Annotated in this window: 18 protein-coding genes and 2 tRNA genes; 8 read left to right on the plus strand and 12 right to left on the minus strand. The window is 67.3% G+C overall.

The window, feature by feature from the left end:
• The first annotated feature begins 107 nt into the window (after positions 1–107).
• A tRNA-Gly gene (locus CUR21_RS18020) sits at positions 108–182 on the plus strand.
• Positions 183–415: 233 nt separating this feature from the next.
• On the opposite strand, the gene CUR21_RS18690 is transcribed toward CUR21_RS18020, so the two are convergent.
• Positions 416–499 (minus strand) — tRNA-Tyr (locus tag CUR21_RS18690).
• A 141-nt stretch (positions 500–640) separates the two neighbouring features.
• On the opposite strand from CUR21_RS18690, the gene rlmB reads away from it, so the two are divergent.
• Together rlmB and CUR21_RS18030 are read left to right on the plus strand one after the other, a co-directional pair.
• A complete protein-coding gene (rlmB, locus tag CUR21_RS18025; RefSeq protein ID WP_100198482.1) occupies positions 641–1,450 on the plus strand; it encodes a 23S rRNA (guanosine(2251)-2'-O)-methyltransferase RlmB in 810 nt (269 codons plus the stop codon).
• Between the two features lie 141 nt (positions 1,451–1,591).
• Positions 1,592–2,032: a CoA-binding protein gene (locus CUR21_RS18030; protein ID WP_100198465.1), complete on the plus strand. Its 441-nt coding sequence runs from the start codon at positions 1,592–1,594 to the stop codon at positions 2,030–2,032.
• Between the two features lie 23 nt (positions 2,033–2,055).
• Here CUR21_RS18030 and CUR21_RS18035 read toward each other — a convergent pair whose 3' ends face one another.
• The 3 genes from CUR21_RS18035 to hisA form a co-directional block, all read right to left on the minus strand.
• The gene (locus CUR21_RS18035; protein ID WP_100198466.1) at positions 2,056–2,373 is read right to left on the minus strand and encodes a phosphoribosyl-ATP diphosphatase; all 318 of its coding nucleotides are present in this window, start codon (positions 2,371–2,373) and stop codon (positions 2,056–2,058) included.
• 11 nt (positions 2,374–2,384) lie between these two features.
• Positions 2,385–3,146: an imidazole glycerol phosphate synthase subunit HisF gene (hisF, locus tag CUR21_RS18040; RefSeq protein ID WP_100198467.1), complete on the minus strand. Its 762-nt coding sequence runs from the start codon at positions 3,144–3,146 to the stop codon at positions 2,385–2,387.
• Between the two features lie 97 nt (positions 3,147–3,243).
• Positions 3,244–3,963 (minus strand): 1-(5-phosphoribosyl)-5-[(5-phosphoribosylamino)methylideneamino]imidazole-4-carboxamide isomerase, encoded by a 720-nt coding sequence (gene hisA / locus CUR21_RS18045; RefSeq protein WP_100198468.1) that lies wholly within the window; start codon positions 3,961–3,963, stop codon positions 3,244–3,246.
• 136 nt (positions 3,964–4,099) lie between these two features.
• Between hisA and CUR21_RS18050 the strand changes: the two genes are divergently transcribed.
• Positions 4,100–4,495 carry a DUF2147 domain-containing protein gene (locus tag CUR21_RS18050; protein ID WP_232622860.1) on the plus strand — a complete coding sequence of 132 codons (396 nt, stop codon included), beginning with the start codon at positions 4,100–4,102 and terminating at the stop codon, positions 4,493–4,495.
• 132 nt (positions 4,496–4,627) lie between these two features.
• Here the strand turns inward: CUR21_RS18050 and hisH are convergent, their stop codons facing one another.
• The 6 genes from hisH to CUR21_RS18080 form a co-directional block, all read right to left on the minus strand.
• Positions 4,628–5,266, minus strand: a complete 639-nt coding sequence (hisH, locus tag CUR21_RS18055) for an imidazole glycerol phosphate synthase subunit HisH (protein ID WP_100198470.1) — start codon at positions 5,264–5,266, stop codon at positions 4,628–4,630.
• A gap of 72 nt (positions 5,267–5,338) precedes the next feature.
• A complete protein-coding gene (hisB, locus tag CUR21_RS18060; protein ID WP_100198471.1) occupies positions 5,339–5,926 on the minus strand; it encodes an imidazoleglycerol-phosphate dehydratase HisB in 588 nt (195 codons plus the stop codon).
• Positions 5,927–5,957: 31 nt separating this feature from the next.
• A complete protein-coding gene (locus CUR21_RS18065; protein WP_100198472.1) occupies positions 5,958–6,827 on the minus strand; it encodes a metal ABC transporter permease in 870 nt (289 codons plus the stop codon).
• Positions 6,820–7,677, minus strand: a complete 858-nt coding sequence (locus CUR21_RS18070; protein WP_100198473.1) for a metal ABC transporter permease — start codon at positions 7,675–7,677, stop codon at positions 6,820–6,822. The genes CUR21_RS18065 and CUR21_RS18070 overlap by 8 nt, the downstream gene beginning before the upstream one ends.
• A complete protein-coding gene (locus tag CUR21_RS18075) occupies positions 7,674–8,456 on the minus strand; it encodes a metal ABC transporter ATP-binding protein (RefSeq protein WP_232622861.1) in 783 nt (260 codons plus the stop codon). The genes CUR21_RS18070 and CUR21_RS18075 overlap by 4 nt, the downstream gene beginning before the upstream one ends.
• Complete coding sequence (locus tag CUR21_RS18080) at positions 8,449–9,381, minus strand: metal ABC transporter solute-binding protein, Zn/Mn family (RefSeq protein ID WP_100198475.1); 933 nt, start codon at positions 9,379–9,381, stop codon at positions 8,449–8,451. The genes CUR21_RS18075 and CUR21_RS18080 overlap by 8 nt, the downstream gene beginning before the upstream one ends.
• 192 nt (positions 9,382–9,573) lie before the next feature.
• Here CUR21_RS18080 and CUR21_RS18085 point away from each other — a divergent pair, with 192 nt between their 5' ends.
• Positions 9,574–10,575, plus strand: a complete 1,002-nt coding sequence (locus tag CUR21_RS18085; RefSeq protein ID WP_100198476.1) for a hypothetical protein — start codon at positions 9,574–9,576, stop codon at positions 10,573–10,575.
• Here the strand turns inward: CUR21_RS18085 and CUR21_RS18090 are convergent.
• Positions 10,572–11,165 carry a LysE family translocator gene (locus CUR21_RS18090; RefSeq protein WP_100198477.1) on the minus strand — a complete coding sequence of 198 codons (594 nt, stop codon included), beginning with the start codon at positions 11,163–11,165 and terminating at the stop codon, positions 10,572–10,574. The two genes, CUR21_RS18085 and CUR21_RS18090, sit on opposite strands and share 4 nt — an antisense overlap.
• A gap of 72 nt (positions 11,166–11,237) precedes the next feature.
• Here CUR21_RS18090 and CUR21_RS18095 point away from each other — a divergent pair, with 72 nt between their 5' ends.
• Positions 11,238–11,690, plus strand: coding sequence for an Lrp/AsnC family transcriptional regulator (locus tag CUR21_RS18095; RefSeq protein WP_100198478.1), 453 nt, complete (start codon positions 11,238–11,240; stop codon positions 11,688–11,690).
• 202 nt (positions 11,691–11,892) lie between these two features.
• Positions 11,893–13,185, plus strand: coding sequence for an O-acetylhomoserine aminocarboxypropyltransferase/cysteine synthase family protein (locus CUR21_RS18100; protein WP_100198483.1), 1,293 nt, complete (start codon positions 11,893–11,895; stop codon positions 13,183–13,185).
• Positions 13,186–13,288: 103 nt separating this feature from the next.
• Here the strand turns inward: CUR21_RS18100 and CUR21_RS18105 are convergent, their stop codons facing one another.
• Complete coding sequence (locus CUR21_RS18105; protein ID WP_100198484.1) at positions 13,289–13,993, minus strand: SIMPL domain-containing protein; 705 nt, start codon at positions 13,991–13,993, stop codon at positions 13,289–13,291.
• A gap of 171 nt (positions 13,994–14,164) precedes the next feature.
• On the opposite strand from CUR21_RS18105, the gene CUR21_RS19060 reads away from it, so the two are divergent.
• On the plus strand, positions 14,165–16,731 hold a 2,567-nt coding region (locus CUR21_RS19060; protein WP_157792059.1), incomplete at its 3' end, for a hypothetical protein.

Consider the following 16,731-nt stretch of genomic DNA (forward strand, 5'->3'; position numbering starts at 1 on the left):
GGGTTTTCGCAAGGGTCACGACGGGGCCGAAAAAAAACGCGAGGACCGTGCATTTTCCGCTTGCAGCCACCTGCGCCATTCCCTAAAACCCGCCTTACCGAAACGGTGCGGGCGTAGCTCAGGGGTAGAGCATAACCTTGCCAAGGTTAGGGTCGGGCGTTCGAATCGCCTCGCCCGCTCCATTTCGGTCTGTAAGAGGGCAGCTTCGGCTGCCCTTTTTCATTTCTCCCCCATGCGTTTCAAACAGATGATTTCGCCCCCGCTGACGCGGAGGGGAGGCCGTCTGTGCTATGCAAAGGGTGCCGGGATCTGGCCGGAGGCCGAGGGCGCCTGCCGCGGCGCAAGGCGCGGAGGGGAAAAAGAAAAAGCCGCCCGAAGGCGGCTTTTCTTTGTGTCGGTCCCCATCCGGATAGGATGGTGGGTGACCCTGGAATCGAACCAGGCATGGGTCTCCCCGGCGGAGTTACAGTCCGCTGCCGCACCTTGCAGCTCGTCACCCGACGGGGGCGGAATACCCAAGGCGCGGGGGGGCGTCAAGCGCCGAATGCAGGATTGTGCCAAGAGTTTCGGCTTGCGCATCCCCCCTGCCCCGCCGCATTCTGCGGGGCCAGAAACGCGGGCCCGAACAAGAGGCTGAATGATGAAGACCGGAACCACGAAACCGACATGGGTGATCGACAAGGAACGCGGCAAGCGGGCCGAAGCCAAGGAGACGGTGTGGCTGTTCGGCCTGCATGCGGTGCGCGACGCGCTGGTGAACCCCGCGCGGGAAAAACTGCGGCTGGTGGTGACGAAGAACGCGCTGGACAAGCTGGAGGCGGCGGTGGCGCAATCGGGGATGCAGCCCGAGATCGCCGATCCGCGCCGCTTTGACGTGCCGATCGACGAAGGCAGCGTGCATCAGGGGGCGGCGCTGGAGGTGCGGCCCTTGAACTGGGGCAAGCTGGCGGATGTGGCGATTTCGGGCGCGGGGGCGCCTTTGGTGGTGCTGCTGGACCGGGTCACCGATCCGCACAATGTGGGCGCGGTGCTGCGGTCTGCCGAGGTGTTCGGCGCGCGCGCGGTGATTGCGCCGCGCCACCATTCAGCACCCGAGACCGGGGCGCTGGCCAAGACGGCCAGCGGTGCGCTGGAGCGGCAGCCCTATCTGCGGGTGGGCAATCTGTCGGACGCGATGCAGGAGTTGCGCGAGATGGGCTATGTGCTGATCGGACTGGCCGGAGAGGCAGAGCACACGCTGGAGGGCGCGCTGGACCTTGCCAACAAGCGCCCGATCGCGCTGGTGATGGGGGCCGAAGGGCCGGGCCTGCGCGAGAAAACCCGTGAGACCTGCGATCATCTGGCGCGGATTCCCTATGCCGGGGGGTTTGGCAGCCTGAACGTGTCGAACGCGGCGGCGGTGTCGCTGTATGCCGCGAGCCAGCGGATGGATCACAAAGCCGCGACATGAGGTTTAAGGCTGTTTTAAACTTCCTATCTGAGAGTGAGGAGGCACGGGCTGGAACCCCCGTCTCTCATTCACTGTCCCTCGTTCCACACTGGGCGCCCGGGTTACCCCCCGCGGCGCCTTTTTCTTTGAGGTGAGATCATGATGTCTGACGAAGACACGCGGATTGCCGCGATTCTGACGCGCTGCCGCACCATTGCGCTGGTGGGCTGGTCGCCGAAGCCGGATCGGCCAAGCCACCGGGTGGCGGCCTTTCTGGTGCAGCAGGGCTATCGGGTGATTCCGGTGAACCCCGGACAGGCGGGGCAAAGCGCGCTTGGCGAAGTGGTGCGCGCCAGTCTGGCCGAGATCGAGGGGCCGGTGGATATGGTCGACATCTTCCGGCGGTCGGAAGAGGCAGGCGCGGTGGTGGATGCGGCGTTGGCGAAGTTCCCGGAGCTGCGCTGTGTCTGGATGCAGCTGGGCGTGGAGGACGCGGCGGCGGCTGCGCGGGCCAAAGCGCGCGGGGTGGCGGCGGTGATGAACCGTTGCCCGGCGATCGAGATTCCGCGGTTGGGACTGACGGGCGTCGCCGGGCGGGCGTGACGCCCTTCGCCCTGTGGGCTGCGTCAGGGCCGCCGCGCGGCCTTTTCCGTCAGGCCCGAGGTGCCTTCGCGGCGCTCCAGCTCGGCCAGCACATCGGCCAGCGCCACATCGCGCGCCGCCAGCATCACCAGGAGGTGGTAGAGCACATCCGCCGCCTCGGAGGTGAGCTTTGCGCGGTCGCCCTTGACCGCTTCGATGATGGCCTCCACCGCCTCTTCGCCGAACTTCTCGGCGCATTTCTCCGGGCCTTTGGCGAGGAGCTTGGCCGTCCAGCTCGAGTCGGGCTCGGCCCCCTTGCGGGCGGCGATGGTGGCGGCGAGACGGTCAAGCGTGTGCGGCATGGCAGGCGCTGTCATGACAGGCGCACCGGGATCCCGGCGGCGGCCATATGGGCCTTGGCCTCGCCGATGGTGAAAGTGCCGAAGTGGAAGATGGAGGCCGCGAGCACGGCAGAGGCTTTGCCTTCGGTCACACCTTCGACGAGGTGATCGAGCGTGCCGACGCCGCCCGAGGCGATGACGGGGATGCTGACCGCTTCGGCGATGGCGCGGGTGAGCGGCAGGTTATAGCCGCCCTTGGTGCCGTCGCGGTCCATGCTGGTGAGAAGAATCTCCCCTGCCCCCTTGGCGGCCACGGTGCGGGCAAAATCCACCGCGTCGATGCCGGTGGGTTTGCGCCCGCCATGGGTGAAGATCTCCCATTTGCCGGGGGCCACGGTTTTGGCATCGATCGCCACCACGATGCACTGGCTGCCAAAGCGGTCGGCGCTGCGGGCCACCACATCGGGGTCGGCCACGGCGGCAGAGTTGAAACTGACCTTGTCGGCGCCCGCGAGCAGCAGGGCGCGCACATCTTCGGCCGTGCGGACGCCACCGCCCACGGTGAGCGGCATGAAACATTGCTCGGCGGTGCGGGTGACCAGATCGAACATGGTGCCGCGGTTTTCATGGGTGGCGTGGATGTCGAGGAAGGTGAGTTCATCGGCCCCGGCGGCGTCATAGGCCTTGGCGGCCTCGACCGGGTCGCCTGCGTCGATCAGGTTGACGAAATTCACGCCCTTGACCACACGGCCATCGGCGACATCAAGGCAAGGGATGATCCGGGTTTTCAGCATGTGACGAGCCTAGCGCGTGTGATGGGGCGGGGAAAGGGGGGCTTTGCCCCCCTTCGCGCTGCGCGCACCCCCCAGGATATTTGGGAACAGATGAGGATCAGGTCTTAAGGAGCGCAAGGGCGGTGGCGAGGTCGATGGCGCCATCATAGAGCGCGCGGCCCGAGATGGCACCGGCGATGGCGCCGGTGGCTTTCAGCGCTGTCAGATCCGCCATGGAGGAGACGCCGCCGCTGGCGATGACGGGGATCGTGACCGCGCGGGCCAGCGCTTCGGTCGCGGCGATGTTGGGGCCCTGCATGGCGCCATCGCGGTCGATGTCGGTGTAGATGAGCGCGGCGACCCCGGCATCTTCGAAACTGCGGGCGAGATCGGTGGCCATGACATCGGTCTCTTCGGCCCAGCCTTTGGTGGCGACCCGGCCCTTACGGGCATCGATGCCGACGGCGACCTGACCGGGGAAGGCACGGGCGGCTTCACGCACCAGATCGGGGTTTTCCACCGCGACGGTGCCGAGGATCACCCGGGCGAGGCCTTTGGAGAGCCACATCTCGATGGTGGCCATGTCGCGGATGCCGCCGCCAAGCTGGGCGGGCACCGTGATGCGATTGAGGATGGCCTCGACCGCGGCGGCGTTCACCGGCTGACCGGCGAAGGCGCCGTTGAGGTCGACGAGGTGGAGCCAGTCGCAGCCTGCGGCTTCGAATTTGGCGGCCTGAGCGGCGGGGTCATCGCCGAAGACGGTGGCGGCGGACATCTCGCCGCGCAAGAGACGGACGCATTGGCCGTCTTTCAGGTCGATTGCGGGATAAAGGATCATGGGGCCCCCGGTGTCAGCGTTTCCCCCCTTTGGCATGGCAGGCAGGCGATGCCAAGAGGGCCGCGACCCGACGTCATGCTTGCAAGGCGGCAGGCCCCGTGCGGAAGATCGGGCACGCTTCAGGGAGGAGCCCCAAATGAACAGAGTCGTGAAACGGGTGGCGGCGGCCGCCGCCATAGCACTGCTTGCCGGAACCGCTGGTGCCGAGCCGATTGTCGGCCTGTGGCAGACACAGGCGGATGAAGGCGCCTATGCCCATGTGCAGATCGCGCCCTGCGGCGCCAATTTCTGCGGAACCATCGTGAAAACCTTCAAGGCCGGTGCGGAATACCAATCGGAAAACCTTGGCAAGCAATTGGTGCGCGACATGGCGCCCAAGGGCAATGGCGCCTATGAAGGCAAGGTGTGGCGGCCGTCAAACAACAAGGTCTATCTGGGCAAGATCGCGGTGAACGGATCGGCGATGAAGCTGTCGGGCTGCGTGGCGGGCGGGCTGATCTGTTCCAAGCAGGACTGGCAGAAGATCAAGTGAGGCTTGCCCTTGCGGCAGGCTTTGGCGCGGTCTGGGGCGCGGTTTGCCCCCCGGACCGCGCCGGTGTTCAGCGCGCGTCTTACAGCGGCCCATCTTTGAATCGGGCAAAGATCAGGGCGGGTTTGCGCCGCCTTAAGGCTTCCATTGCAGGAAATTGGCAATCAGGCGCAGGCCGGTGGCTTGCGATTTTTCCGGGTGGAACTGGGTGCCGACCATGGTGCCGCGCCCGATGATGGCGGTGACATCGCCCGCGTAATCCACATGGGCGAGCCGTTGCGCCGGATCGGCGACGCGGAAATGATAGGAATGCACGAAATAGGCGTGATCGCCGCTGGCGATGCCGGCAAGCACCGGGTGGGCATGATCGATCACCAGATCGTTCCAGCCCATATGCGGCACCTTGAGGCTTGGATCGGCGGGGCTGATGCGCACCACCTCGCCCGGGACCCAGTCGAAACCCTTGGTGTCAGCATATTCGCGGCCCCAGCTGGCCATCATCTGCATGCCGACGCAAATGCCGAGGAAAGGGCGGCCTTTGTGGGTGACGGCCTCTTCGATGGCCTCGAACAGGCCGCCGTGATCGCCGAGCGCGCGGCGGCAGGCCGGGAAGGCGCCGTCGCCGGGCAGCACGATGCGGTCGGCGCGGGCGATATCTTCGGGGCGGGAGGTGACGAGGACCGCGCCGCCGCCGGTTTCGGCCGCCATGCGCTGAAAAGCTTTCTCGGCGGAGTGCAGGTTGCCGCTGTCATAGTCGACGAGAACGGTGAGCATGGTTCTGGACCCTTGGCGCCCGGCGGGGCTGTGGGAGCCTCCGGCGGGGATATTTGGAAACAGATGAAAGGCTTAGAGGGCGCCTTTGGTGGAGGGCAGTTGGCCTGCCATGCGCGGATCGGGCTCTACCGCCATGCGCAGGGCGCGGGCGACGGATTTGAAGGCGGCTTCGGCGATGTGATGGCTGTTGAGGCCATGCACGCGGTCGACGTGCAGGGTGATGCCGCCGTGGGTGGAGAAGCCCTGAAAGAATTCGCGCACGAGTTCGGTGTCGAAGCTGCCGATCTTGGGGCTGGGGAAGGCGACGTTCCAGACCAGATAGGGCCGCGCCGAAAGATCGAGCGCGCAGGTGATCTGGGTGTCGTCCATGGCGAGGGCGAAATGGCCGTAGCGGCGGATGCCTTTTTTGTCACCCAGCGCCTTGGCCAGCGCCTGCCCCAGCGCGATTCCGCAATCTTCCACCGTGTGGTGATCGTCGATGTGCAGATCGCCCTTGGCGCGCAGGGTGATGTCGATCAGCGCGTGGCGGGCCAGCTGGTCCAGCATGTGATCGAAGAAGCCCACACCGGTGTCGATGTCATAGCGGCCGGTGCCGTCGAGGTTGATCGAGACGGTGATCTCGGTTTCGGCGGTCTTGCGGGTGAGTTCGGCGGTGCGCATCAGGGGCCCCCCTTGGGTTGGGTTCGCGGCCTTATAGGGTGCCGGGCGCGCGATGGGAAGCGATCAGCGCGGCGGTGGCCAGCATGAGACCCGAGACCGTGGCGATCATGCCCGCCGCCGAGAGGGTGAAGGGAAGGCCCAGCCAGAGGGGCGCGTAGCCTGCGAGGACGGTGCCGAGCACGGCGGCGCCGATGGCAAGGCCGAGCGAGACGGCGAGTTGTGCGGGCAGGCTGCGGGTGAGCAGGCGCGCGGCGGCGGCGGGGCAGATCAGCATGGCGATGGTGAGGATGGAACCCACCGCCTGAAAGGCCGCGACGGCGGCAAGGGCGGTGGCCCCCGTGAGCCCGGCGCGCAGCAAGGCGACCGGGACGCCTTGGGTCTGGGCAAAGACCGGGTCGAAGGTGGCGAGCGTCAGCGGCCGCCAGACCAGCCGCAGGGCCAGCGCCAGCCCTGCGGCGACGAGGGCGAGGCGCAGCAGTTCGGGCGGCGGGCCTCCGAGCCAGATCAGGCTTTCGAGATTGCCGTAAAGCGCATGCTCGACATCCAGATGCACGCCAGCGGTGCCGGTGGTTTCCAAAAGCACGACGCCAAGCGCGAACATGGCGGTGAACACGACCGCCATGGCGGCCCCGGGCTCCATCCCGCTGCGGCGGGTCACGGCTTCGATCAGCAGGGCCGAGGCGGCGGCGGCGGCAAGCGCCCCTGCCCCCATCACCGCGCCACTGGCGGAGCCGGTGAGCAGGAAGGCCGCGACGATGCCGGGCAGGACGACATGGCTCATGGCGTCGCCCAGCATGGCGCGGCGGGACAAGAGCAGGAAGTTGCCCGGAAGCGCGCAGGCGATGGCCGCCAGCGCGGCGATCAGGAGGGGCGGCAGCGAGAAGAGCAGGAATTCATCCATGGCGCCGCCCCCGGAGAAGCAGGGTGACGGCAAAGAGCGCCGCCGCGAGCAGCACGATGACGGGGCCGGTCGGCAGATTGGGCACCCCGGCCGAGATGGCGGCGCCGGTGTAGCCGCAGGCCGCGCCGATCAGGGCCGCAAGGCAAGCGGTGCCGGTGACGGTGGTGCTCCACATCCGAGCGGTGACGGCGGGGGTCACGAGCAGCGCCACGATCAGGATCAGCCCGGTGACATTGAGGCCGACCAGAACCACGGCCAGCACCAGCGCCATCAGCGCCGCATCCATCCGGCGCGGGTGGATGCCCATCATCCCGGCGTGCAGAGGATCGAAGGCCACCATGGCGAGAGGACGGCGCAACGCCCAGAGGGCCGCGCAGACGGCAAGGCCGCCAAAGCCGATCACCAGCGCATCGGCGCGCAGCATCCCGGCGGTGGAGCCCAGCAGCACGGTTTCCAGCCCCGCCGGGCGACCCGTGCCAAGGCCTTGGATCAGCGTGAGAATCACGATCCCCGCGCCGTAGAAGCTGGCCAGCACCGCGCCGGTTGCGGCGTCTTCGTGGATCTGGCGCGACAGGCGCTGCACCGCCCAGAGCCCGGCGGCGGCGGTGAGCGCCGCGCCCAGCATCAGACCGGGCAGGAAACGGCCATCGCCGCCCAGCGCCACCATGGCCAGAAAGGCAAGCCCAATGCCCGGCAGGGTGGCATGGGCCATGGCATCCGACATCAGCGCGCGGCGGCGCAGAGTGAGAAAGGCCCCGGCCGCGCCCGCAGAGGCGCCGAGCAAGGCGGCTCCCAGACTGACCAGCGCTGCATTGTAGCCGCCTTGCAGCAGCAGCGCCTGCCAGATCATGGGGCAGACCGAAGGAGCGGCACGCCCCCAAGGGCAGGGCCATAGGCCTGCGCGAGGGCAGCGGGGGTGAAGGTAGTGGCCACGGGACCTTCGGCGATGGTGCGGCGGTTCAGCAGCAGCACCCGGTCAAAATAGGTGGCGACGGTCGACAGATCATGGTGCACGGCGATGATCGTGGCGCCCGTGTCCCGCAAGGATTTCAGCACGTCGATGATCGCGGCCTCGGTCGCGGCATCGACACCGGCGAAGGGTTCATCGAGCAGGAAAAGATCGGCTCCTTGCGCCAGCGCGCGGGCCAGAAACACCCGCTGCTGCTGCCCGCCCGACAGCGCGCCGATCTGGCGGCGGGCAAAGGCTTGCATGCCGACACGCTCCAGCGCAGCCATCGCCCGCGCTGACGTCTGCGCGGTGATGCGGCCCAGAAGTCCGGTCTGGCGGTAGCAGCCCATGAGCACCACATCAATCACGCGCACCGGAAAGCTCCAGTCCACGGCGGCGCGCTGCGGCACATAGGCGATGCGGGCCATGGCGGCGGCGACCGGGCTGCCAAAGGCGCTGACCGTGCCTTCGCCCTGCTCCAGCCCCAGCACCGATTTGAGGAAGGTCGATTTTCCCGCGCCATTGGGGCCGATGATCGCGGTCATCGCGCCCGTTGGAAAGCAGGCGCTGGCATTGTCGAGGGCAAGCACATCTTGGTAGCGCAGCGTCAGGCCTTGCACGCGGAGGGCACAGGCCGCCCCGCTTTGCTGCGCCCATTTGCCCGCCATATCCTTAGCCATTGGCGCCGAGCCTTTGATGGGCACCGCGTTCCGGCGCGACCCCGCCCAGCGCACGGGCAATGGTGGTGGCGTTGTGATCCATCATCCCCACCCAAGTGCCTTCATAGCTGCCCTCGGGCCCCATCGCATCAGAGAACAATTCCCCGCCGATGGTGACACTGTGGCCTTTGGCGGCGGCCCCTTCGATCAGGGCGCGCAGCGCGCGGTCAGACACCGAGCTTTCCACGAACACGGCAGGCACACGCCGGGCGACCAGCAGATCGACCAGTTCGGAAATGCGGGCCAGACCCGCCTCGGATTCGGTGGAGATGCCTTGCACGCCTTCAACCTCGAGCCCGAAGGCGCGGCCGAAATAGGCAAAGGCATCATGCGCGGTGACCAGCAAGCGCGACTCGGGCGGGATCGTGGCCAGCACCTCTTGGGCATAGCTGCCGATGGCGGTAATCGAGTCGCGGTAGGCGGCGCCTTTGGCGGCAACATCGGGAACAAACGGGGCCAATGCCGGCTCCATCGCTTGCGTGGCCTGTGCCCAGAGGGCGGGATCGAACCAGATGTGCGGATCGGGGCGGTCGGGATAATCGGGGTCTGACAGCAGCCGATCGGCGGGCAAGGTTTCGGCAACCGCAAGCACCGAGGTGTTGGGCGCGAGCCCCGCCATCAGCGTGGCGAATTGCGCTTCGAGATTGAGGCCGTGCCAGAAGACCAGATCGGCGCGCGACAAGGTCAGAATGTCATTGCGGGTGGGGCGGTGGCCGTGCGGGTCCATCCCCGGCCCGATCAGCGCGGTGACGGGCAGACCGCTGAGCGCGCGCGCGGCATCGGCGATCATGCCGGTCGTGGCCACGATGGAAGGAGGGTTGGCCCCAGCGATCCGCGGCGCAAGGGCCGCAGCCATGAGGCCCAGAAAGGTCCGTCGCAACAGCATGGAAAAACAGCTCCGATCAAGACTATCGTTGCAGGGAAGATATGCGAATTATTCGCAATGTCAATTCTATTGAGAATGATTCTCAATTTATAGCGTGGCACAGCGGGCCGGGCCGCAGCGCGCTTTCGCGGCGGGGCAAAGACCGCTAGACAAGGCAGGCTGTCAGAGGCAAGGCCGCCAACGGAAACACCGATGCCCGCATCCGAACCCAAAGCACAACCGGCGTTCACGCTTATGGCCATCGGTCAGGCCGGGCGGCTGCAATATGAGGCGATCCTGCTCGCGGGGTCGCTGCGGCTGACCAATCCGGGCTTTGCGGGCCGCTTGGTGATTTGCGAGCCGCAACCGGGGCCCTTGTGGACGGGCGATCCGCGCATGAGCGCGGGGGCGCGGGCGGTGCTGGAAGATCTGGGGGCGACGATCCTGCCCTTTGAGTCTCAGGTGTTCGGGGAGGCCTATCCTTATGGCAACAAGATCGAGGCGCTGGCCGCCCTGCCCGAGGCGCCGTTTCTGTTTCTGGACACAGACACGCTGATCACCGGGGATCTGGCCACGCTTGCGCTGGATTTCACGCGGCCGTCGGCCAGTCTGCGCCGAGAGGGCACTTGGCCCCGGATCGAGCTCTACGGCCCCGGCTATACAGACATCTGGTCCGCGCTCTACCGCCGGTTCGGGCTGGATTTTGCGGCCTCGCTGGACCTTGCGCAGCCTGATGAGTATTGGCAGCGCTACCTCTATTTCAACGCGGGCTGGTTCTTTCACGAAAGCCCGCGCCGTTTCGGCGCGCGGTTCCTCAGCTATGCGCGGTCGATCCGCGATGACCCTCCGCCCGCGCTGGTGCTGCAAGAGTTGGACCCGTGGCTGGATCAGGTGGCATTGCCGCTGGTGATTGCGTCTTTTGGCGGCGGGCGACCGGGGCCGGAGCTTGCGGGGCTGGATGGCGCGGTGACCTGCCATTACCGAAGCCTGCCCCTGCTCTATGCGCGCGAAAGCGACCGGGTGGTGGCGGTGCTGGAAGCCGTTGCCAAAGACCCAGCCTTGCGCCGGGTGCTGCGAGAGCATCCGCCGGTGAAGGCGATGGTTTATCAGAATCAAGGCCGCCGTGCGCGGGCGCTGTTTGACCGCGCCGCCCTGCCCCGGCGCGAGCAGCTGATCCGCAACACGCTCAAACGCGCGGGGCTCTGGCTGCGTTAAAGGCCAAGCACCGGCCAGAGCGAGGCGACCAGCAAGACCGCCATGGTCACGTTGAAAGCCTGCAGGCGGCGGTGGGTGGTCAGGAAGCGGCGCAATTGCTGGCCCGCCAAGGTCCAGACCGACACCGAGGGCAGGTTGACCATAGCAAAGACCACCGCCACGGTAAGCATGGCCGCCCAGTCCTGCGCGCTGGCATAGACCGTAACGGCCGTGAGCGCCATTGCCCAGGCCTTGGGGTTCACCCATTGGAAGGCCGCCGCCTGCAAGAAGCTGAGAGGGCGCCCGCCGACCTGCCCTTCCCTTGGGGCGGCAGCATGGGCGATCTTCCACGCAAGCCACAGCATATACAGCACCGACAGCAGCTTGAGCCCTGTTCCCAAGGCCGGTTGCCGTTGAAAGACCTGCGCCAGCCCCAGACCGACAAGGAACACCATGAGCGCATGGCCAAGGCTGATGCCCAGCATATGCGGCAGGCTGCGCCGGAAGCCGAAATTGGCGCCCGAGGCGAGAAGCATCATGTTGTTCGGCCCCGGGGTGACCGAGGTGACAAAGGCAAAGCCCACAAGGGCGAGGAGAAGAGGCTGGTCCATGCGCTGCTTGTGGCACGCTTTGCGCGGCACAGGATTGCAAGCTGCGGCGTCTATCCTTAATTTGCGCAACAAATGACGAAGATCGACGCCACAGACCAAAAGATATTGCGTGAACTCACGCGAGACGCCAAGCAATCCAATCTGGAGCTTGCCGCGCGGATCAACCTGTCGCCCTCCGCCACGCTGCGCCGCGTGCAAGAGCTGGAGCGGCAAGGCGTGATCAAGGGCTACCGCGCGGTGCTGGACCCGGCGGCACTGGGCGTGGGCTTCATCGCCTATGTCACCGTCGGGCTGAACACCCACAGCAAGGCCGCGCAGGAAGCCTTTGAGCGCGCCGTCGCCCGCGCGCCGCAGGTCAGCGAATGCCACAACATCACGGGCACGGTGGAATATCTGCTGCGCGTCGAGGCCACCGATCTGGCCGCCTACAAGCATTGGCACACGGATGTTATGGGCGTGCTGCCGCAGGTGCGTGCGATCACCACCTATGTGGTGATGGGCAGCCCGAAAGACCTGCGCGCCTGACGGAACGCGCATTGACGCGCCTCGGATTTGCACCTTTTCCAAATACTCCCGCCGGAGGCTCCGGCCGCCGATGCCGGACGCTCCGCGGGGAGTATTTCAGAAAGGTGCAATGCAAAGACCCTCTTGCGCCGGCGGGCAGCGGTTGATGGAGGCGGCGATCCCCGATAGCGTTCGGCGCGGAACCATCAAGGGGGGACACCAGATGACCGACACACCCGGCTACGGCTTTGACACGCTGGCCATTCACGCGGGCGCCGCGCCTGATCCGGCGACCGGCGCGCGGCAGGTGCCGATTTACCAGACCACGGCTTATGTGTTCCGCGATGCGGATCACGCGGCGAAATTGTTCAATCTGCAAGAGGTGGGCTATATCTATTCGCGCCTCACCAATCCGACCGTTTCGGCGCTGGCCAATCGGGTTTGCGCGCTGGAAGGGGGCGCGGGGGCGATCTGCTGTTCATCGGGCCATGCCGCGCAGATCATGGCGCTGTTCCCGCTGATGGGACCGGGGCTGAACATCGTGGCCTCGACCCGGCTCTATGGCGGGACGATGACGCAGTTCAGCCAGACCATCAAACGCTTTGGCTGGTCGGCCAAGTTCGTCGATTTCGACGATCTGGCGGCGGTCGAGGCAGCGGTGGATGACAACACGCGGGCGATTTTCTGTGAAACCATCGCGAATCCCGGCGGATATATCACCGATCTGGACGCGATCGCGGGGATTGCCAACAAGGTTGGCCTGCCGCTCATCGTGGATAACACGACCGCGACGCCGTATCTGTGCAAGCCGATCGAGCATGGGGCGACGCTGGTCGTGCATTCGGCCACCAAATACCTGACCGGCAATGGCAGCGTCACCGGCGGGGTGGTGGTTGATTCGGGCACATTCGACTGGTCGGCGAGCGGCAAGTTTCCGTCGCTGTCGGAACCCGAGCCCGCCTATCACGGGCTGGCCTTTCACCCTGCGCTTGGCGCCATGGCCTTTACCTTCCACTCCATCGCCGTGGGCCTGCGCGATCTGGGGATGACGATGAACCCGCAAGGCGCGCATTACACGCTGATGGGCATCGAAACCCTGTCCTTGCGGATGCAGCGGCATGTGGAAAATGCGATGGCCGTGGCGAAATGGCTGGAGGCCGATCCGCGGGTCGAGATGGTCACCTATGCCGGGCTGGAGAGCAGCCCCTATGCCGCGCGCATTCCGCGCATCTGCCCCAAGGGCGCGGGCGCGCTGTTCACCTTTGGGCTGAAGGGCGGCTATGACGCCTGCGTCAAGCTGATCGACAATCTGAAACTGTTCAGCCATGTCGCCAATCTGGGCGACACGCGCAGCCTGATCATCCATCCGGCCTCGACCACCCACCGCCAACTGCCGGAAGCGCAGCAGATCAAGGCGGGCGCTGCCCCCAATGTGGTGCGCGTCTCGATCGGGATCGAGGATCTGGCCGATATCATCGCGGATCTGGATCAGGCGATGGACAAGGCGATGGCCTAGGGCAATGGTCTGAGGCGATGGTCTGAGGCCCGCGCATTCGCGGGCGCGCCCGGTGGCACGCCCGCGGAAGCATCACGAAAGGATCGCGAAAGAATCGCTCCGCTTACTGGTTGATTTCAAATACGATTGTCACGCTGGCACTGGTGGCCACCTCGCCTGCGGCCACGGGCACGGCGCCGGCGGCATCGGCGGATTGGCGGAACATCGGCTGCGGGGCGGCGTAGCCACCGCCTTCGGTGATCGACACGATCTTGCCCAAAGTCGCCCCTGCCGCCTCGACCAGCAGGGTGGCGCGGGCGCGGGCGTCCTCGACCGCGGCCTTGCGGGCGGCATCCAAGGCCGGGCGCGGCTCGGACAGGCCGAAGCTGAGGCCGTTCAACGTGTTGGCCCCGTCCTGAATGGCCGCATCGAGCACGCCGCCCAAGCCGTCAAGGTCGCGGATGCGCACGGTGAGCTGATTGGAGGCGGTGTAGCCGTCGATGCGCTGGCGGGCCCCGTTGTCATAGCCCGTCCAGTTGGGGTTGATCGACAGATTGGTGGTCTGCATGTCGCGGTCGGCGATTCCGGCGGCCTTGAGCCGGGCCATCACGGCATTCAGCGCCTCGGTGTTGGCGGCCATGGCCGCGGCGGCGCTGTCGCCCAGAGTGGTGACGCCCAAGGACAGGCTGGCAATGTCAGGGACGCCATCGACGGTGCCTTCGCCGGTGACGGTGATCTGCGGCACGCTGGGGCCGGACTGGGCGAAGGCCGCGGTGAGCGCGGTGGATGACACGAGCGCGGCGATCAGGGCGGCTTGCAGGATACGCATGGTGAAATCTCCATCTGATGCGATCAGTTTCCGGTGATGAAACGCGCGCCGCAACCCGATCCTTGGGGGATCACGGGGCTTTTTCTTCCCTTCGGCAAAAAGCTGCTGTAGGAACATGAGGCCCGCAAGGAACGGTTCCCGCACCTTGTTCCCTCATGCTAGATGCCGGACATGAAACCAAGTTTTGCCCTGAACCTGACCGAAGACGGCATCACCCTGCTGCACCGCGCGTCGCGGGGCTGGGTGGATGTCGGCACTGTGGCTTTTTCCGACCCGGAGCTGACGGCGCGGATGGCCGACCTGCGCGCGACCGCGTCGACGCTGGCGCCAGAGGGGGGCGGCACCAAGCTGATCATCCCCGAGTCGCAGATCCTGTATTTGCAGATAGATGCCAGCGGCCCCGATGAGGCGCGCCGCCGTGCGCAAATCGAGGCGGCGCTGGATGGGCGCACGCCCTATGCGCTGGATGAGCTGGTCTATGACTGGTCGGGGACCGGGCCGACGGTGACGGTGGCCGTGGTGGCGCGCGAAACGCTGGCCGAGGCCGAGGCGTTTGCGACCGAGCATGGTTTTGACCCGGTGGCCTTTGTGGCCGCCCCCGGACGGGGTTTCGATGCCGAGCCTGTCTTCGTCCCGTCGACGGCGGCGCCTCTGCCCGATGCGGGCGCACAGGACGCGGCCGAGGCCGCGCCCTCCTCTGCCACGGCGGAAGACACGGCAGAAGACACGGCGGAAGACGTGGGGCCAGAAGACACGGGGCCAGACGCCGCTGCGGCCTTGGTCGAAGACGTGACGGAAAACCCGCAGGTGGAAGAGCCCGCTGTGTCGGTGTTCTCCGAGCCAGAGGTTTTTGAGCCAGAAGTTTCCGAGGCTGAGGTTTCTGAGCCAGAGATTTCTGAGCCGGTGGTGGAGCGGCCTGCCGACCCTGAGCCGGAGCACGTGCCCAGCGTCGCCGCGCCGCAGGCCCCACGCCCGGACGTTGCGGAGGCAGCGCGGGCGCCGGAGCCCGCCGCGCAAGCAGAGCCAGAACCACGTGCGGTCGCACAGCCGCAGGCAGACCGCCCCGCGGCGGTGACGCGGGACACAGAGACTGAACCTGCGGCCTTTGTTGAGACGCTTTTCCCGACGCTGGGAACGCCGACCCCGGCCGCGCGGGCCGCTGAGTCGCCTGCGCCTGTCAGGGAGCGGGCCGAGTCGGCGCCGCCGCCGCTCAACCGCGCCGCGCCGCGCCCGGATGCGCCTGCGGTGACGCCTCCGGTCGAGGACAGCGAAGCGCCGATGGCGGTGGATGTGGCGCCGGAGGATGGCGATGCGCCGGAGGCAGCAGAGCCGACCCGTGCCGCCCGTCCGGGCTTTCGCCCGGCGATGGGCGGGGCGCCTTTTGACGACGAAGACGATTTGCCCCCCGCCCCTTCGGCGGCGGCGCTGATGGCCTTTTCGGCGCGGCGTCAGGCGGAAGGCGCCACACGCCCCTTGGGCGGCGCAGACCCGGCTGCGCTTCGCGCCGACACCGGCACCGCACGCCCTGCCGCGCCGCCGGTGAGCCGCTCTGGCACCGCCAAGCCTGCGGTCGAGCGGCCTGCGGCCGCGCGGCCGGTGCCGAAATTCAGCTATGACGATCCGGTGCCGCCGCCGCCGCGCCTGCCCGGAGATCCTCCGACCGCGCCCGCCCCTGCGGCGGCGAAGGCGGGCAAGGGATTGGGCAAGCTGAGCACTTTGGTGACGGCGCCCAGCATTCCCGGCACCCGCAAGAAAAAACCCGCCGTGAGCGCGCCGAGCGCGGCGGCGCCAACGCTGGTGAAGCCCGCGGCAGCCGCCTCGACGCTGGCGCCGATGGGGGCGATGGACGCGGCCTCTGGCAAGAGCGGGATGGCGGCGGCGGTGCAATCCTTGACGCGGCCAAAGCAGGCCTCTCCGGATGCGATTGCGCGGGGGCTGAGCGCGCGGGCGGTCTCGCAGCGGGGCAAGCCAAAGTATCTGGGGCTGATCCTGACCGGCATTTTGCTGGTTTTGCTGGCCTTGGTGGCGGCATGGTCGTCTTTCTATCTGACACGCGGCCCGGATGTGCCCTCGGACGTGGAGGTTGCGGCCTTTGACCCCGATGCAGAGGCCTTGGCGGATGGGCAACTGCCCGAGGCCGAGCCGGATGGTCTGGCGGCTTTGGCCGAGCCGGACGATTTGCCGGTGGATGTGGACCTGAGCGATCTGGCGCCGGTGGCGGCGGAAGAGACCGTGGCCGCGCCGGAACCGGTGGTCGCCGAGGCGGCCACCGCGGCGACGGAACCTGCGCCGCAGACAGCGGTTCAGGCCGAGGCCGCTGCCGCTGGCCAGCCGGAAGCGGTGGAGCAGGACGAGATTTTCCTTGCCGGGATGGACACCCCGCCCGCGCTGAGCGACCCTTTGACCTTGCCACAACCTGCGGCGCGCGGCGATGCCCCGCCCGCGGCGCAGATGCCGCCCCCGCCCTTTGGGACGGTGTATCAGTTTGATGCGCAAGGGCGGATCGTTCCGACTGCCGAAGGCATCATGACGCCCGATGGCGTGCTGCTGGTGGCGGGCAAGCCCGCGCGTCTGCCGCCCCAGCGCCCGGCCTCGGTCGCGGCGGCGGCAGCGGCGGCGGTTGCGGTGCCCGCAGAGGCGGATGCGACGGCGGCGGCAGAGGCGGCCCCCGTCGCGCCGGGTGCGCTGACGCCGGCCGAGACCTTTGCGGCAGATCCCGCCTTGTCAGATGCGCGGCC

This window comes from Pseudorhodobacter sp. MZDSW-24AT, assembly GCF_002794355.1.
Lineage (GTDB): Bacteria > Pseudomonadota > Alphaproteobacteria > Rhodobacterales > Rhodobacteraceae > Pseudotabrizicola.

Coding starts and splice junctions, on each gene's coding strand:
- rlmB (WP_100198482.1), top strand. CDS start 641: ATGAAGACCGGAACCACGAAACCGACATGGGTGATCGACAAGGAACGC.
- CUR21_RS18030 (WP_100198465.1), top strand. CDS start 1,592: ATGTCTGACGAAGACACGCGGATTGCCGCGATTCTGACGCGCTGCCGC.
- CUR21_RS18035 (WP_100198466.1), bottom strand. CDS start 2,373: ATGCCGCACACGCTTGACCGTCTCGCCGCCACCATCGCCGCCCGCAAG.
- hisF (WP_100198467.1), bottom strand. CDS start 3,146: ATGCTGAAAACCCGGATCATCCCTTGCCTTGATGTCGCCGATGGCCGT.
- hisA (WP_100198468.1), bottom strand. CDS start 3,963: ATGATCCTTTATCCCGCAATCGACCTGAAAGACGGCCAATGCGTCCGT.
- CUR21_RS18050 (WP_232622860.1), top strand. CDS start 4,100: ATGAACAGAGTCGTGAAACGGGTGGCGGCGGCCGCCGCCATAGCACTG.
- hisH (WP_100198470.1), bottom strand. CDS start 5,266: ATGCTCACCGTTCTCGTCGACTATGACAGCGGCAACCTGCACTCCGCC.
- hisB (WP_100198471.1), bottom strand. CDS start 5,926: ATGCGCACCGCCGAACTCACCCGCAAGACCGCCGAAACCGAGATCACC.
- CUR21_RS18065 (WP_100198472.1), bottom strand. CDS start 6,827: ATGGATGAATTCCTGCTCTTCTCGCTGCCGCCCCTCCTGATCGCCGCG.
- CUR21_RS18070 (WP_100198473.1), bottom strand. CDS start 7,677: ATGATCTGGCAGGCGCTGCTGCTGCAAGGCGGCTACAATGCAGCGCTG.
- CUR21_RS18075 (WP_232622861.1), bottom strand. CDS start 8,456: ATGGCTAAGGATATGGCGGGCAAATGGGCGCAGCAAAGCGGGGCGGCC.
- CUR21_RS18080 (WP_100198475.1), bottom strand. CDS start 9,381: ATGCTGTTGCGACGGACCTTTCTGGGCCTCATGGCTGCGGCCCTTGCG.
- CUR21_RS18085 (WP_100198476.1), top strand. CDS start 9,574: ATGCCCGCATCCGAACCCAAAGCACAACCGGCGTTCACGCTTATGGCC.
- CUR21_RS18090 (WP_100198477.1), bottom strand. CDS start 11,165: ATGGACCAGCCTCTTCTCCTCGCCCTTGTGGGCTTTGCCTTTGTCACC.
- CUR21_RS18095 (WP_100198478.1), top strand. CDS start 11,238: ATGACGAAGATCGACGCCACAGACCAAAAGATATTGCGTGAACTCACG.
- CUR21_RS18100 (WP_100198483.1), top strand. CDS start 11,893: ATGACCGACACACCCGGCTACGGCTTTGACACGCTGGCCATTCACGCG.
- CUR21_RS18105 (WP_100198484.1), bottom strand. CDS start 13,993: ATGCGTATCCTGCAAGCCGCCCTGATCGCCGCGCTCGTGTCATCCACC.